Annotated in this window: 14 protein-coding genes; 5 read left to right on the top strand and 9 right to left on the bottom strand. The window is 71.7% G+C overall.

Annotated elements, in window-relative coordinates; all coding sequences use genetic code 11:
• Positions 1-102 precede the first annotated feature (102 nt).
• The 4 genes from PV343_RS21895 to PV343_RS21880 all read right to left on the bottom strand — a co-directional run bounded on the left by PV343_RS21895 (position 103) and on the right by PV343_RS21880 (position 3,604).
• On the bottom strand, positions 103-453 hold the full coding sequence (locus tag PV343_RS21895) for a hypothetical protein (protein ID WP_319148651.1): 351 nt from the start codon (positions 451-453) through the stop codon (positions 103-105).
• A gap of 179 nt (positions 454-632) precedes the next feature.
• Entirely contained in the window at positions 633-1,457 is an 825-nt protein-coding gene (locus PV343_RS21890) for a thioredoxin domain-containing protein (RefSeq protein WP_319148650.1), read from the bottom strand.
• 66 nt (positions 1,458-1,523) lie between these two features.
• Complete coding sequence (locus tag PV343_RS21885; protein WP_319148649.1) at positions 1,524-2,210, bottom strand: hypothetical protein; 687 nt, start codon at positions 2,208-2,210, stop codon at positions 1,524-1,526.
• 68 nt (positions 2,211-2,278) lie between these two features.
• Positions 2,279-3,604, bottom strand: a complete 1,326-nt coding sequence (locus PV343_RS21880) for a DUF2252 domain-containing protein (protein WP_319148648.1) — start codon at positions 3,602-3,604, stop codon at positions 2,279-2,281.
• 248 nt (positions 3,605-3,852) lie between these two features.
• On the opposite strand from PV343_RS21880, the gene dnaE reads away from it, so the two are divergent.
• The gene (gene dnaE / locus PV343_RS21875; RefSeq protein WP_319148647.1) at positions 3,853-7,392 is read left to right on the top strand and encodes a DNA polymerase III subunit alpha; all 3,540 of its coding nucleotides are present in this window, start codon (positions 3,853-3,855) and stop codon (positions 7,390-7,392) included.
• Between the two features lie 98 nt (positions 7,393-7,490).
• On the opposite strand, the gene PV343_RS21870 is transcribed toward dnaE, so the two are convergent.
• Entirely contained in the window at positions 7,491-7,667 is a 177-nt protein-coding gene (locus tag PV343_RS21870; RefSeq protein WP_020939460.1) for a hypothetical protein, read from the bottom strand.
• 225 nt (positions 7,668-7,892) lie between these two features.
• Here PV343_RS21870 and PV343_RS21865 point away from each other — a divergent pair, with 225 nt between their 5' ends.
• The 4 genes from PV343_RS21865 to PV343_RS21850 all read left to right on the top strand — a co-directional run bounded on the left by PV343_RS21865 (position 7,893) and on the right by PV343_RS21850 (position 11,779).
• A complete protein-coding gene (locus PV343_RS21865; RefSeq protein ID WP_319148646.1) occupies positions 7,893-9,116 on the top strand; it encodes an NYN domain-containing protein in 1,224 nt (407 codons plus the stop codon).
• 60 nt (positions 9,117-9,176) lie between these two features.
• Entirely contained in the window at positions 9,177-10,190 is a 1,014-nt protein-coding gene (locus PV343_RS21860; protein ID WP_319148645.1) for an ABC transporter ATP-binding protein, read from the top strand.
• Positions 10,191-10,266: 76 nt separating this feature from the next.
• Positions 10,267-11,088, top strand: a complete 822-nt coding sequence (locus PV343_RS21855; protein ID WP_319148644.1) for an ABC transporter permease — start codon at positions 10,267-10,269, stop codon at positions 11,086-11,088.
• Positions 11,089-11,122: 34 nt separating this feature from the next.
• A complete protein-coding gene (locus tag PV343_RS21850; protein WP_319148643.1) occupies positions 11,123-11,779 on the top strand; it encodes an AAA family ATPase in 657 nt (218 codons plus the stop codon).
• Between the two features lie 111 nt (positions 11,780-11,890).
• Here the strand turns inward: PV343_RS21850 and ybaK are convergent, their stop codons facing one another.
• The 4 genes from ybaK to PV343_RS21830 form a co-directional block, all read right to left on the bottom strand.
• Entirely contained in the window at positions 11,891-12,391 is a 501-nt protein-coding gene (ybaK, locus tag PV343_RS21845; protein ID WP_319148642.1) for a Cys-tRNA(Pro) deacylase, read from the bottom strand.
• 58 nt (positions 12,392-12,449) lie between these two features.
• A complete protein-coding gene (locus PV343_RS21840; protein WP_319148641.1) occupies positions 12,450-13,190 on the bottom strand; it encodes an LON peptidase substrate-binding domain-containing protein in 741 nt (246 codons plus the stop codon).
• Between the two features lie 11 nt (positions 13,191-13,201).
• Positions 13,202-14,251 (bottom strand): hypothetical protein, encoded by a 1,050-nt coding sequence (locus tag PV343_RS21835; RefSeq protein WP_319148640.1) that lies wholly within the window; start codon positions 14,249-14,251, stop codon positions 13,202-13,204.
• 114 nt (positions 14,252-14,365) lie between these two features.
• Positions 14,366-15,943, bottom strand: coding sequence for an oxidoreductase (locus PV343_RS21830; RefSeq protein WP_319148639.1), 1,578 nt, complete (start codon positions 15,941-15,943; stop codon positions 14,366-14,368).
• Between the last annotated feature and the right edge of the window lie 95 nt (positions 15,944-16,038).

Here is a 16,038-nt window from a genome sequence, read left to right as displayed (position 1 = left end):
CTGTATCACGACAAAACGCCCCTCGGTTCCCTTGAAGGAATTCCGAGTAGGCGTTTTGGGCAAGCGCGGAGCCGGCCGGGTGTCAGCCGATGCGGACGCCGGTCAGCAGTGCTTCACCGTGCCCGACTTGAGCGCCAGGTGTCCGCTGTAGATCCATCCCTCGTTCACGCGGACCCACTGGTTGCCGTAGCTGTTGACGGTGAAGCACCAGGCGTTCAGGTTGTGGCCCGGCGCCATGCTCATCACCGCCGTGCACTCCGAGGCGGGCTCCTTGTACGCCTTCGCGCCGCCCACGACCACGACAACCCCGTCGGATATGTTGCTCGCCGACACGTGATCGCAGGCTGCGGCGGCCGCCGTGCCCGCGGTCGCCACGTTCACCGCGACGCCGCTCAGGGCCAGTGCGGCCGCCCCCAGTGCCCCCGCCAGCTTCTTGTGGAAACCCATGTGCATCCCCGTTCTCCTACCAAGGTCATCTTGCGAACCTTGATCCAACCGGCTGTAGACGGCGGCTGACCACAGGGTTTCTGGAAAAAATCTGGCCGAAATGTTCCCCGGCGGGAGCGAGGTTCCGCAGAGCCCCGGGCCTGAAGCCGGCCCGGGGCACCTCCACCCTTTTGCGGGCTGCGGAACTAGGAGTTGAGAGCCTTCTGTATCGCGGTGTCGAACTCGGCGACCGACATGGGCGGGTTCTTGCCGTCGCTGCCGGTGACTATCTTGTCGTCCATGAGCAGCGTCGGGGTCCCCTGGAAACCGTACTTCTTTCCATCCGTGTTGAACTTGCTGCTCATCACGAGGGCCCACTTGTCGTAGGTCCCCTTCTTCACGGCATTCTGGAACGCCGTGTTGTTCCTGAGAGCGCTCACCGTGTTCGCCACCTTGATCAGGTAGTCGTCGCTCTTGAACTTGTCGTCCTGCTCGTCCGGGTGGTATTTCGCCGAGTACAGAGCGCTCTTGTACTCGAGGAAGGCCTCGGGGCCGACGTTCAGGGCCGCGCCCAGTGCGCTCAGCGCGTTCTTGGATCCCTCGCCCGGGATGTTGTTGTCGATGAACGTGGCGCCGACGTACTGGATCCTGAACTTGCCGGCGTCGAGATCCTTCTTGACCGTCGAGCCGACCGTCTGCTCGAACTGGGCGCAGACCGGGCAGCGCGGGTCCTCGTACATCACGAGGGTCTTCTTGGCGGTGCTCTTTCCGATGACGACGGTCGTACCGTCCGCCCCCGTGCTGTTGGCCGGCTTGACCAGCTTCTCCTTCTTCACCGCGTCCCAGCCGCTGGGCTTGTTCATCTGCACGACGGCGTAGCCGATGCCGCCGGCCGCGGCCAGCACGGCCACGACCGAACCGGCCACGATCAGCTGCCGCCTGGCCTTGTCGCGCTTGGCCTGCCGCTCGCGCTCCTGGCGCAGCCGCTCCCGGGCCGCCGTCTTCGCCGACTGGGTGTTCCGCTTGCTCATGGTGGTGATCTCCATATGGGACGCGCACATGCCGTACGCGGGATACGTGCGGGGGACTGGTCGTGCTCAGCCGAGAGCCGAGGAGCACGGCGGTCCACGCCGTCCCAGGGAGTGCACGAGGAGCCGGTCGAGAACGGACGCCGGCCGGGGCGAGGGGTTCGGCAGTCGGCGGACCGGCGAGAGCCGCACGGACCGGGCGGCCGCCACCGCGAGCGACAGCGGCCGGAAGGTGGTGGCGGTGACCGCGCGCAGCAGCTGCACCAGGGCGCGCTCGCCCCGGCGCAGCCAGGCGGCGGCCAGCAGGCCCACGCCCACGTGTGCGGCGAGCAGCAGCCAGGCGGCGGCCGGGTCGGCGTGTGCGAGCAGTCCGTCCGGGTTGCCGTGGCCGCCCGTGACCTGGGCCAGCGGGCCACCGACGGCACCGCCCTGGCACAGCACGTCGAAGCCGAAGGCGCGCAACGGTCCGGCGACCGGTCCGCCCGCCCGGCCGTAGCAGGCGTGCTGGCCGGTGGTGAACACGGTGTCGGCGGCCAGCTCCAGCGGGACCAGCAGCGCCGCGATGCGGCCGAAGCCGCGCTCGCGGCCCGCCAGCGCGTACGCGGTCAGGAACACCCCGGCGGCGACCGCCGTCACGGTCGCCACCGGCAACGGGGCCCTGGACAGCAGGACGTGCGACGCGGTGCTGAGCGTCACGACCACGGCCGTGAACAGCGCCGCGCGCACGGCTCTGAGGTGGGTCCCGGATATGTCCATAGCGAGAGAAGAGTCTGTCACGTGCGCGGGTAGGAGACCCCTAAAGAGTGCCTGTGAAGAGGCGCGGGTTACAGCCCCGGGATCCGGCCGTTGCGGAACAGGTCGACGAAGATCTGGTGGTCGGCACGCGCGCGTGCGCCGTAGCGGTGCGCGAAGTCCACCAGCAGGGGGCCGAAGCCCTCCTCGTCGGCGGCGAGGGCCGCGTCGATGGCCCGCTCGGTGGAGAACGGCACCAGCGACTCGCCGGAGGTGTCGTCCGCCGCCGCGTGCATCGTGGCCGTGGCCCGGCCCAGGTCGGCGACGACGGCCGCGATCTCCTCCGGGTCGTCGATGTCGCCCCAGTCCAGGTCGACGGCGTACGGCGAGACCTCGGCGACCAGCTGGCCCGCGCCGTCCAGCTCGGTCCACCCCAGCCACGGGTCGGCGTGCGCCTGGAGCGCGCGCTGGGAGATCACCGTGCGGTGCCCCTCGTGCTGGAAGTACCCGGCGATCGCCGGGTCCGTGATGTGCCGGGAGACGGCCGGGGTCTGGGCCTGCTTGATGTAGATCACGACGTCGTTCTCCAGGGCGTCGCTGGAGCCCTCCAGGAGGATGTTGTACGAGGGCAGGCCGGCCGACCCGATGCCGATGCCCCGGCGGCCCACGACGTCCTTCACCCGGTAGGAGTCGGGGCGCGCCAGCGAGGCGTCCGGCAGCGTCTCCAGGTAGCCGTCGAAGGCGGCCAGCACCTTGTAGCGGGTCGCCGCGTCCAGCTCGATGGAGCCGCCGCCCGGGGCGAAACGGCGCTCGAAGTCGCGGATCTCGGTCATCGACTCCAGCAGCTCGAAGCGGGTCAGCGAGCGGGCGGCCCGCAGCGCGCCCAGGAGCGGGCCGTCGGCCGTGTCCAGGGTGAACGGCGGCACCTCGTCGCTCTTGGCGCCCGTGGCGAGGGCGTGGATCCGCTCACGGTAGGCGGCCGCGTAGATCGTCACCAGCTCGGTGATCTGCTCGTCACTGAGCGCCTTCGCGTAGCCGATCAGCGCGACGGAGGCCGAGAAGCGCTTCAGGTCCCAGGTGAAGGGGCCGACGTAGGCCTCGTCGAAGTCGTTGACGTTGAAGACCAGGCGCCCGTTGGAGTCCATGTAGGTGCCGAAGTTCTCGGCGTGCAGGTCGCCGTGGATCCACACGCGCGAGGTGCGGTCGTCCAGGTAGGGGCCGCCGCGCTTCTCGGCGTCGACGTCGTGGTAGAAGAGCGCGGCCGTCCCCCGGTAGAACGCGAAGGCCGAGGCGGCCATCTTCCGGAACTTCACCCGGAACGCGGCCGGGTCGGCGGCGAGGAGCCGGCCGAAGGCGGTGTCGAAGACGGCGAGGATCTCCTCGCCGCGCTGCTCGTCGTTGAGCTGGGGGACCGACATCGCGGGGTGCCTCCTGGTGCAGGACGGGTGGTGCATGAACGTAGGTGTACGGGTACGACAGCGCTTCCGCCGTCTCCAACGGGCGACGCCACGCGGGAGTGCCCGGTTCCCACCTGAAGGTACGAGGACGGGGCCCGCGTGTGTCAGTGCCGGGGCATAGACTTCGACGCTGTCCCCCAGACTGTCCGCAGTCGGTCCGCAGCCGGTCGGAAGATCGTCGCCGCCCGTTTTCCTTGGAGGCCGAAACCGTGTCGAAGCCGCCCTTCACGCACCTGCACGTCCACACTCAGTACTCGCTGCTGGACGGTGCCGCGCGGCTCAAGGACATGTTCGACGCCTGCAACGAGATGGGCATGACGCACATCGCCATGTCCGACCACGGCAACCTCCACGGGGCGTACGACTTCTTCCACAGCGCGAAGAAGGCCGGAGTCACCCCGATCATCGGGATCGAGGCATACGTCGCCCCCGAGTCCCGGCGCAACAAGCGCAAGATCCTGTGGGGCCAGCCGCACCAGAAGCGGGACGACATCTCCGGCTCCGGCGGTTACACCCACAAGACGATGTGGGCGGTGAACAGCACGGGGCTGCACAACCTCTTCCGGCTCTCCTCCGACGCCTACGCCGAGGGCTGGCTGCAGAAGTGGCCCCGGATGGACAAGGAGACCATCTCCCAGTGGTCCGAGGGCATCGTCGCCTCCACCGGCTGCCCCTCCGGCGAGGTGCAGACCCGGCTCCGCCTCGGCCACTTCGACGAGGCCCTCAAGGCCGCAGCCGACTACCAGGACATCTTCGGCAAGGACCGGTACTTCCTGGAGCTGATGGACCACGGCATCGAGATCGAGCGCCGGGTCCGCGACGGCCTGCTGGAGATCGGCAAGAAGCTCGGCATCCCGCCCCTGGTCACCAACGACTCGCACTACACGTACGCGCACGAGGCGGGTGCCCACGACGCCCTGCTGTGCATCCAGACCGGCAAGAACCTCTCCGACCCGGACCGCTTCAAGTTCGACGGCACCGGCTACTACCTGAAGTCCACGGACGAGATGTATGCCATCGACTCCTCGGACGCCTGGCAGGAGGGCTGCGCCAACACGCTCCTGGTGGCCGAGATGGTCGACACCACCGGCATGTTCGAGGCCAAGAACCTCATGCCGAAGTTCGACATCCCCGACGGCTACACCGAGGTGACCTGGTTCAAGGAGGAGGTCCGCCGCGGCATGGAGCGCCGCTTCCCGGGCGGCATCCCCGAGGACCGGCAGAAGCAGGCCGACTACGAGATGGACGTCATCATCCAGATGGGGTTCCCGGGCTACTTCCTCGTGGTCGCCGACTTCATCATGTGGGCCAAGAACAACGGCATCGCGGTCGGCCCCGGCCGAGGCTCCGCGGCCGGCTCGATCGTCGCCTACGCCATGGGCATCACCGACCTCGACCCGATCCCGCACGGCCTGATCTTCGAGCGCTTCCTCAACCCCGAGCGCGTCTCCATGCCCGATGTCGACATCGACTTCGACGAGCGCCGGCGCGTCGAGGTGATCCGCTACGTGACCGAGAAGTACGGCGCCGACAAGGTCGCCATGATCGGCACCTACGGCAAGATCAAGGCCAAGAACGCGATCAAGGACTCCGCGCGCGTCCTGGGCTACCCGTACGCCATGGGCGACCGGCTCACCAAGGCGATGCCCGCCGACGTCCTCGGCAAGGGCATCGACCTCAACGGCATCACCGACCCCTCGCACCCGCGCTACGGCGAGGCGGGCGAGATCCGCGGGATGTACGAGAACGAGCCGGACGTGAAGAAGGTCATCGACACCGCCAAGGGCGTGGAGGGCCTGGTCCGCCAGATGGGCGTGCACGCCGCCGGCGTGATCATGTCCAGCGAGACCATCACCGAGCACGTCCCGGTCTGGGTCAGGCACACCGACGGCGTGACCATCACCCAGTGGGACTATCCGAGCTGCGAGTCGCTCGGCCTGCTGAAGATGGACTTCCTGGGCCTGCGCAACCTCACGATCATGGACGACGCGGTCAAGATGGTGAAGGCCAACAAGGGCCTCGACATCGACCTGCTGTCCCTGCCGCTCGACGACCCCACGACCTTCGAGCTCCTCCAGCGCGGCGACACCCTCGGCGTCTTCCAGTTCGACGGCGGCCCCATGCGCTCGCTGCTGCGGCTGATGAAGCCCGACAACTTCGAGGACATCTCCGCCGTCTCCGCGCTCTACCGTCCGGGCCCGATGGGCATGGACTCGCACACCAACTACGCGCTGCGCAAGAACAAGCTCCAGGAGATCACCCCGATCCACAAGGAGCTGGAGGAGCCCCTCGAAGAGGTCCTCGCCGTCACCTACGGCCTGATCGTCTACCAGGAGCAGGTGCAGAAGGCCGCCCAGATCATCGCCGGCTACTCGCTCGGCGAGGCCGACATCCTCCGCCGCGTCATGGGCAAGAAGAAGCCCGAGGAACTGGCGAAGAACTTCGTCCTGTTCCAGAAGGGTGCCCGCGAGAAGGGTTACAGCGACGAGGCCATCCAGGCCCTGTGGGACGTGCTGGTCCCCTTCGCCGGCTACGCGTTCAACAAGGCGCACTCCGCCGCGTACGGCCTGGTCTCGTACTGGACCGCGTACCTCAAGGCGAACTACCCCGCCGAGTACATGGCCGCGCTGCTGACCTCCGTCAAGGACGACAAGGACAAGTCGGCGGTCTACCTCAACGAGTGCCGCCGCATGGGCATCAAGGTGCTCCCGCCGAACGTGAACGAGTCCGAGTCCAACTTCGCCGCCCAGGGCGACGACGTGATCCTCTTCGGCCTCTCCGCCGTCCGCAACGTCGGCACCAACGTCGTCGAGTCGATCATCAAGAGCCGCAAGGCCAAGGGGAAGTACGCCTCCTTCCCCGACTACCTCGACAAGGTCGACGCCGTGGTCTGCAACAAGCGCACCACGGAATCGCTGATCAAGGCCGGCGCCTTCGACGAGATGGGCCACACCCGCAAGGGACTCACCGCCCAGTACGAGCCGATGATCGACAACGTCGTCGCGGTCAAGCGCAAGGAGGCCGAGGGGCAGTTCGACCTCTTCGGCGGCATGGGCGAGGACACCGGCAGCGAACCCGGCTTCGGCCTCGACGTCGAGTTCACCACGGACGAGTGGGACAAGACCTATCTGCTCGCCCAGGAGCGGGAGATGCTCGGTCTCTACGTCTCCGACCACCCGCTCTTCGGCCTGGAGCACGTGCTCGCCGACAAGGCCGACGCGGGCATCTCCCAGCTCACCGGCGGCGAGCACGCCGACGGCGCGGTCGTCACCATCGGCGGCATCATCTCCGGTCTCCAGCGCAAGATGACCAAGCAGGGCAACGCCTGGGCGATCGCGACCGTCGAGGACCTCGCCGGCTCCATCGAGTGCATGTTCTTCCCGGCGACCTACCAGCTCATCTCCACCCAACTCGTCGAGGACGCGGTGGTGTTCGTCAAGGGCCGCCTCGACAAGCGGGAGGACGTGCCGCGGCTCGTCGCCATGGAGCTGATGGTCCCCGACCTCTCCAACGCCGGCACCAACGCGCCCGTGATCCTCACCATCCCGGCCACCCGGGTCACCCCGCCCATGGTCAGCCGCCTCGGCGAGATCCTCAGCCACCACAAGGGCGACAGCGAGGTCCGCATCAAGCTCCAGGGCCCCCGCAAGACCACCGTGCTGCGCCTCGACCGGCACCGCGTCAAGCCCGACCCGGCGCTGTTCGGCGACCTGAAGGTGCTGCTCGGCCCGTCCTGCCTGGCCGGCTGAGCCGATGCGGCGAGAAGGGGCGCACCCCGCAGGGATGCGCCCCTTCTGCGTGCCTGGGCCGCAACTGCCCAGTGCCTGGAGCTCTTTGGCAGAGCCCTTTAGTTGTGGCCGAAGCTCTTCTGCTTCTTACGAGCAACATCCGACGGGCTGCCCGGCACGTGCGCCATCGAGGACTCGTGGTCCTCCGCCGGTCGCTGCGCGCGCTCCTGGCCGTGCTCGCTCTGCGGAGCGCGGTTCTGGGGGCCGGACTGCTTGCGGTTCTTGTTCTTGGCCATGGTGATCTGCCTCCTGAAGGGGATCTAGGGGCCAGGGCCGGCTTCAGATTCACATATGCCGACACGGCGCGCATGTCGGATAATTACCGTGTGTGACAGGGGTGGTGGGCGCGCAGGAGCCGCAAACGCCACGCCGAAGATCGAGTTCGGGCCGTTAACCCCCGTGGGGTCGGGCAGACTCGAAGGAAGTCCGAAGCAAAACCTCCCGGGAAGAGGGTGAGTCGCGTGGACCGCTGCATCGTCCTGGTGGACGCCGGATATCTGCTGGGTGCCGCCGCCAGCCTCCTCGCCGGTGAGCCCTCCCGGTCCCGCATCACCGTCGACCACACGGCGCTGATCCAGGGGCTGCGCGAGCGCGCGGAGGCGGAGACCGAGCGGCCGCTGCTGCGTATCTACTGGTTCGACGGCGCTCCGGACCGGGTCCCCCAGCCGGAGCATCGCCGGCTGCGCGTCATGCCCCGCGTCACCGTCCGCCTCGGCGCCCTCACCCGCAGCGACGGACGCTGGGCGCAGAAGGGCGTGGACGCCGCCATGCACGCCGAGCTGACCGAACTGGCCCGCAATCGCGCCTGCTCCGACGTCGTCCTGGTCACCGGCGACGGCGACCTGCTGCCCGGCATGATGGCCGCCAAGGAACACGGCGTCGCCGTCCACCTGTGGGCCGTGCAGGCCGCCGACGGTGACTACAACCAGTCCGAGGACCTGGTCGCCGAGGCCGACGAGCGGCGCGTGCTGGACCGGGCCTGGATCACCCAGGCCGTCCGCGCCAAGGAGCTGACCGGCGTCTGCGCCCCGCAGCCGGTGACCCGGCCGGAGATCGCCGCGATCCTCTCCGCCCCCCTGCCCGAGTCCGCACCGGCACCCGCCGGCGACCACCCCGCCGAGGAGGGCGGCCACGCCCCGGCCGCCGGGAGGGAGAACGGCGTCCAGGAGCGGGTCCCCGCCGCCAAGGGCGTTCCCACCCCCAAGGACCTCGCCGCGCTGCGCGCCCCCGGGGCGCCGCAGGCCGCGCAGCACCCGACGACCGCGACCCTGCGCTGGTCCTCCGACAAAGGGTGGGTGGACCGGCCGGGCACCGTCGCCGAACCGCCCGAGATCGCCTCGATGCCCACGCTCGCCCAGCTGACGACTGCCGAGCAGCGGTGGGCCGACCGGGAGGAGGACATCACCACGGTCGGCGGCGACCCCTACGAGGTGGGACAGGTCTTCGCCCGCCGGTGGACGGCCCGGCTCGGCGACCAGACCCATGTGCAGCGGCTGTCCACGATGTACCCGCGCATCCCGCACCGCATCGACGGCGAGCTGCTGCGGTACGCGGCCCGCTTCGGGCTGCTCGCCCACAAGGACGACCAGATCGACGAGCACGACCGTTACGCCATCCGGGCGGGCTTCTGGCGGGAGGTCGACGTGCCCGCGGCGGCGGAACAGCACGCGCCCGCCGCCGACTGAGATCCGTGTGGCCGCCCCCAAAGGCGAGTAAAGGCCCCGGACCCCGTAGTCTCGTCCCTTGTGAGTACGCGCGTGGCACCGGCACTTCGGCATGACGAGGTCCTACGCGTGCGCGGGCTCGGCAAGACCTATCCGCCCGTGAAGGGCCGGCGCGGGGCGCCGGCCACGCCCGAGGTGCGGGCCACCGACGCCGTGGACCTGGACGTACGGTCCGGGGAGATCTTCGGCCTGCTCGGCCCGAACGGCGCAGGCAAGTCCACCCTCGTCCGGCAGCTCACCGGACTGCTGCGGCCGGACACCGGCAGCGTCGAGATCCTCGGGCACGACATCGTCCGGCACCCCGAGCGGGCCGCACGGCTCCTCGCCTACCTGGGGCAGGAGTCCTCCGCCCTGGACGAGCTGACCGTCGCCCTCGCCGCCGAGACCACCGGCCGTCTGCGCGGCCTGGACGTACGGCGGGCGCGGGCCGAGCGGGACGCCGTGCTGGAGGAACTGGGGCTCACCCCCCTCGCCGGGCGGGCGCTGAAGAAGCTGTCCGGCGGCCAGCGGCGCCTGGCCTGCTTCGCCGCCGCCCTCGTCGGCGAGCGGCCGCTGCTGGTCCTCGACGAGCCCACCACCGGCATGGACCCGGTGGCCCGGCGCGCGGTGTGGGCGGCCGTGGACCGGCGGCGGGCCGAGCACGGCACGACCGTGCTGCTGGTCACGCACAACGTCATCGAGGCCGAGACGGTCCTCGACCGGGTGGCCGTCCTGGACCAGGGCCGGGTCATCGCCTGTGACACCCCGGCCGGCCTGAAGGAACAGGTCTCCGGAGAGGTGCGGGTGGAGCTGGTCTGGCGGGAACGGGCACCCCTGGAGGTGCCGGAGGTCGCCGTGCTGCGCGAGCGGGCGGTGGAGTCCGGGCGCCGCTGGACGCTTCGGCTCGCCCCCGAGGAGGCCAGGGCCGCCGTCGCCACCGTCACCGGCGGAGCCGCGTTCGCCGCCCTGGACGACTTCACGCTCGCCACGCCCAGCCTGGAGGACGTGTACCTGGCCCTGGGCGGGGCGGCGCGGCAGGGACTGGTGAAGGCGTGAGCCCGGGGGACTTCGCACCCGTATGGTCCCTGTGGGACGGCGGCCGGGCCGCCGTAGGGAAGAGGAGCAGGGCGTCGTGAGTGTCGTACCCGCGGAGATTCTGCCGGGCGGGGCCCGGACCGTGCCGGAACCGGCCCGGCGCGCGGCCGAGCTCGGGCCGCCCGCGCGGCTGGGGCCGTCGCTGGTGGCCGTCTACCGGGCCCAGCTGTCCCGCGCCCGGGTGGCGCGCATCCCGCTGCTGTTCGTGGCGACCTTCCAGTCCGTCGGCATCGCCGTGATGATGCGCGGTGTCGTCGACAGCGGCGGCGAGGCGCAGTCCGTGGTGGCGGGCTCCTCGGTGCTCGTCGTCGCCTACGTCGCGCTCAACCTGCTGTCGCAGTACTTCGGGCAGCTGCGGGCCAGCGGCGGCCTCGACCACTACGCCACGCTGCCGGTGCCGCCCGCGGCGGTGGTGCTGGGCGCGGCGGCCGCCTACGCCTCCTTCACCGTGCCGGGGACCCTGGTCACCGCCGTCTTCGGGTGTGCGCTGTTCGGGCTGCCGCTGTCCAACCTGTGGATCCTGCTGGCCGTGATCCCGCTCGCCGGAGCCGCCCTCTCCGGGCTCGGCGCCGCCTGCGGGCTGCTGGCGCCGCGCCCCGAGCTGGCCACGCTGCTGGGGCAGCTGGGCATGTCGGCGGCGCTGCTGCTGGGCGTGCTGCCGGCCGACCGGATGCCGGAGCCGATCCGGCTGGCCCGGGACCTGCTGCCGTCGACCTACGGCGTGGAGGCGTACGCCCGGACCTTCGGGGCAGACCCGGACTGGGCGGTCGTCCTGGTCGACCTGGGGGTGTGCGCCGGTGTCGGGGTGGTCTCGCTGGCCGTCGCCACCTGGGCCTACCGCCGGGCCGCCGTCCGGTGACGCGGCCCACAGCACGACCTGGCACGATGTCAGGGTGACCGCACCGCTGACTCCGCCACCGCCGCCGCACGACGACTCCCCGCACCAGGTCCGGCAGGCCCCGCCGCCCGCCGGGGCGCCGGTCGTGGGCCCGTACGAACAGGACGGCCCCGGTATGAAGACCGAAGTGCGCGAGGCCGCCCTGATCACGCTCGCCGTGGCGCTGACCGGGGTGCTGCTGGGGCTGCTGTGGTGGTGGCTGGCGCCGCACGTGCCGCTGGTCGGGGACCAGGTCGACAAGAGCTGGGTGGTCTACCTCAAGGACACCGAGGGCGAGCAGGCGGTCGGTGTGGACGGCACGTTCACGCTGCTCAGCCTGGCCTTCGGCGCGGTCAGCGCGGTCGTGGTGTTCCTGCTGCGGCGGCGCGGGGGCGTGCCGCTGGTGGTCGCGCTCGGGCTCGGCGGTCTGCTCGGGGCCGTGCTGGCGTGGCGGCTCGGCGTGTGGCTGGGGCCGACGTCCGACGTGATCGCCCACGCGAGGGCGGTGGGCAAGGGGGTCACCTTCTCCGCCCCGCTCAAGCTGGGCGCCAAGGGCGCGCTGCTCGCCTGGCCGCTGGCCGGGCTGCTGGTCCATCTGGGGCTCACCGCGCTGTTCGGACCCCGGGATCCCGAGGTGCCTCACACCGGCGGCGAGGCGCCCCACTCCGGCTGAGCGGGGAGCCGGATCGGGTCACTGCCCGGGTACCGGCAGCGCCGCCGCCCCGGCCGTGCCTCCGCCCGTGCCCCGGCCGCGCCTTGTCGGCCGCCAGGGCTCCGGGGCCGCTCAGCCCCGGCCGACGGGGGCCAGCACGGCGGCCGTCAGCTGCGCGAGGTCGCCGGGTGCCAGCTCGACCTCCAGGCCCCTGCGCCCAGCCGAGACGCAGATCGTCGGATGGGCCGCGGCCGAGTCGTCCAGGACTGTGGGGAGCCGCTTGCGCTGGCCGAGCGGGGAGATGCCGCCGCGCACGTAGCCGGTGGTGCGTTCCGCGAGCGTGGGGTCGGCCATGGTGGCCCGCTTTCCGCCCACCGCGGCGGCCAGGGCCTTCAGGTCCAGCGAGCCCGACACCGGCACCACCGCGACGGTCAGGGTGCCGTCCACGTCGGCCACCAGGGTCTTGAAGACCCGGTCGGGGGAGACGCCCATCGCCTCGGCCGCCTCCTCCCCGTAGGACGGGTGGGAGGGGTCGTGGTCGTAGGAGTGGACCGTGTACGCCACGCCCGCCGCCGTCAGGGCGACCGTGGCGGGCGTGCCGCCGGGCTGCTGCTTCTTGGACTTCTTCGCCATCGGGTGGGTCGGCCTCGGTTCGCTCGGAGCGTGCGCCCGGTCCGGGCACGGCGTGCGCTCAGTTCTGGCTGGTCGGCGTCCGCGTCAGCTCGAACGCGGGCAGCGACGGCAGACTACGGATGATGGACGTCTCGGAGCGAAGGAGTTTCAGCTCGTCGCGCAGCCGGGAGGCGGTGTCCGGCGCCTGCAGCAGCCGCTGCTTCGTCGGGGTGTCCAGCACCATCGCCGCCGCCACCAGGTAGGAGACCACCGAGGGGTCGTCCGGGAGTTCGGCACCGGTGGTGAGCGAGCGCTCGCGGGCGCCCGCGAGGCGCTTCTGGTACTGGCGGAACGCGCGCAGCACGCCCTCGGCCAGGGCGCCCGCCTCCTCGCCCGGGTCCTCCGCGAGCTCCTCCAGTTCGGCGGTCAGGAACGGGCCCGAGGTGTCCACGGACAGCAGCCGCACCCGGGTGGTGCCGGTGGCCAGCACCTCGAACGTGCCGTCGGCGCGCTCCCGGATGGTCGCCGCGTCCGCGACGCAGCCCACCCCGTGGAAGGACTTCAGCGGGTCGGGGCCGAAGCCGGCGGCCGGGCCGCGCTCGGGCTGCGCGGTCTGGTCCGGCATGCCGGGGGCGGCCGGTGCCACCTCGTGGCCGTCGCGGATCGCCACGACGGCGAACCGGCGCGGTTCGTCCTCGGGGGTCTTCAGCAGTTCGCGCATCATGGCGCGATACCGCTCCTCGAAGATGTTCAGGGGCAGCACGAGCCCGGGGAACAGCGCCGAGTTCAGCGGGAAGAGAGGCAGGCGGGCGATGGTCACGGCGCCCCAGCCTAATGGTCGTGGACGGCGGCCCGGCGGCGGTGCTCGCTTCGCGGTCGCGCGGGCGCCCCGGCCAGCTCGCCGAGCACGGGTCCGGGAGCGTCCGCGAGGAGCGCGTCGCGCAGCCGCAGGAAGTGGCCCAGGGGGTCGTCGGAGAACCGGTCCCACGGGAAGGAGGTGGCGTACGGGCCGATCAGGGGGAGCTGGGCGCGGGCCTCGTCCCAGCGTTCCAGCCGGAGCAGAACGTAGAGCAGCTTGTTGCGGAACTCGGCGGGCCGGGGGACGGCCGCCGGGAAGTGCCCGGAGAGCGCGACGGCCCCGTCGGCCGCCGCCTCCAGCCGCTCGCGCGGCACCTCGGGTCCGCAGCCGTCGACGAGGTAGCCGAAGGCCGCGCGGGCCGGCAGCGCCTGCACCAGGGAGCCGGCGGGGGCGTCCTGCGCGGCCAGGTCGGCGAAGTCGAAGCAGGCGGAGTGGGAGCCGTGCCAGCAGGCGCCCAGGTAGCGCAGGGCGGCCACATGGCAGCCGTAGTGGTGCGGGGCCCGCCGGACCGCCGCCTCCCACAGCTCCTCGAAGTAGCGGTGCCCGGCCCGGGAGCCGCGCGCGTGGTCCAGCGCGATCCGCCACGGCACCGGGTCGCGGTTCTCGGCCCGGGCGGCGGCCGTGATCAGCGGGCTCACCTCGCGCAGCAGTTCGGCGCGGGCCGGCGAGGGCCAGGCCCGGTCCACCGCGAGCTGGGCGCCGACGAGGGCCATGTCGGGGTCGTGCGGGGCGGCCGTACGCCACTCCTCGAACCACTCGGGGCGCGAGCGGGCGAAGGAGGCGAGTCGCCTGGTGTACCGGTCGCGGTCCTCCCAGGCGGCCGTCGCGCGGGTGGCGGCGAGCAGGGCGGAGGCGGCGCCGTACTCGCCCCGCCCGGCCGCGACCAGGGCGGGGGAGAGGTGCTCGTCGGGCGCGTCGAGGACGGCCTCGTCACCGGCCGGCGGAGCGGCGGGGCGGGAGGCGCGTCGTGTCGTCCGGGTGGGGCGGAGGAACGCCGGCAGCAGAACCATGGTGTCGACCATTGAAAGTCCGCTGGTCGGGGCGGCGCCAGAGGGCCGGGGCAAGTCATGGAAAGTTGTACGCCCGGCGGTCAAGGACAAGTAAAGGCGACTGTTCAACTAATCTGGGGCGACTCGTCAGCCGCGGCGCAGCAGCCGGGTCGCCCCGGCGGCCACCGTCGTGGCCAGCACCCAGCCCACCATCACCATCGCCGCCGCCAGCCACTGCCAGCCCCCGTGCAGCTCCCACTGGCCGGCCTGGCCCAGGTCCACCACCGGCAGCAGGAGGTCGAGGGTGAACAGCGCGGGGCTCCAGGACGGATGCCCGCCTGGGTTCACCGGCGGATGGTCGGCGTGCGCGAAGAGCAGTGTGCCCGCCGCCCACAGCACCGCCATCCACACCGCGGCGCGGCCGGGCCGGTACCCGTACGCCACCGCCAGGTCCTGGACGTAGCCCCAGGTCTTGGCGGCCGGCGGCAGCGTCTCGCGGCGCCGGCGCTGCTTGGCGAGCAGCACCTCCCGGGCGTCCTCGTCCTCGCCGGCCGCCCGCAGCACCGCGGCCAGCCGCTCGTACGGCTCCGGGTTGTACTCGGCGGTCGCGGCTGTCACCCAGTCCAGGCGCCGGACCAGTGGGAACGGCCCGCGCGGTACCAGGTTCTCGTAGGCGAAGCCGCCCATGTGCAGCCGGCCGGGACCGGGCCAGCTGCCCGCGCGGTCCACGAGGTTCACCACCCGCGCGCCGGACAGCAGCACCTGGCCCCGCTGCGGGGCGTCCCCCAGGAAGCGCAGCTCCGGCGTCTGCACCCGGCGCAGCGACAGCACCTGGTCGTCGGTGAGGTCGAAGCGCGCCCGGTCCAGGTCGATGGCGTCCCCGAACCGCCCGTCGTCCAGCCGCACCCCGCCCTGGCACTCGAACCGCTGGATCCGCGTCCCGCGCGCGGGGGTGGTGCCGCTCAGCAGCGGGCTGCCCACACCGGCCGGGGTCAGGTACAGGGTGCGCTCCACCGTGAGCTGGGGGGCGTTCAGGGCGAGACGGGCGTAGGGGTTGGCCAGCCTCGCTCCCCGCAGGCTCAGCGAGACGCCCACCTTGGCGCTGCGCAGGCTCAGCTCGCCGTGCGACTCCAGCAGCTCCGCCTGGAGGTCCTGGCCCACGGTCATGCCGTCCGCCGCGATCGAGCGGCCGCTGCGGTCCTGGTGCACGATCGCCTGGTTGAGCAGCAGGTCCGTGCCGATGTGGGCGTCGGTCAGCCGGATCCCGAGCGGGACGCGGCAGCGCGGCAGGTGCAGATCGCCCTCGGTGTGCACCCGGGCCGCCTCCAGACGCGGCATCGCGCAGTCGACCAGCCGCAGGGTGGTGAACCGGGCCTCGGGCAGCAGCACCTGGTCGTCGAAGCGGCAGCCGCGCAGCTCCACGTACGGCATGACCGTGCCGCCCGCCAGGTCCAGCGTGCCGGTCACCCGCACCCCGGCGAGCTTGAGCGAGGCCACCCGGCCCGCGAGCGCGGGCGGCCCGTCCAGCAGCAGCCAGCAGACGATCCGCGCCCTGACGCTCCGCTCGGGCCCCCAGGGGTGCCCGCCGTGCGGATCGTCGACGACGGCGTCCCCGCTGCTCAGGTCGTACACGCTGCCGTTGCGGAAGGCCTGCCACATGCCCGCCTCGGCCGCGGTCAGGTCGTCCGGCAGGTCCCCGGTGTGGAGGCCGGCTCCCTCGGTCACCGCTCGGCCCTTCTTCCTGTCCACTCGTGAGTCACCTGCGTCGTACAGCAGGTCATGCCCGTTGTGTGACGCCCGGAACACCCGGAGTGAAGGCG

The sequence above is a fragment of the Streptomyces sp. WI03-4A genome (genome assembly GCF_033792105.1).
Taxonomy (GTDB): Bacteria; Actinomycetota; Actinomycetes; order Streptomycetales; family Streptomycetaceae; genus Streptomyces; species Streptomyces collinus_A.
Note: the sequence above shows the minus strand (reverse complement) of the source record. Positions and strands in the feature narration are given on the sequence as shown.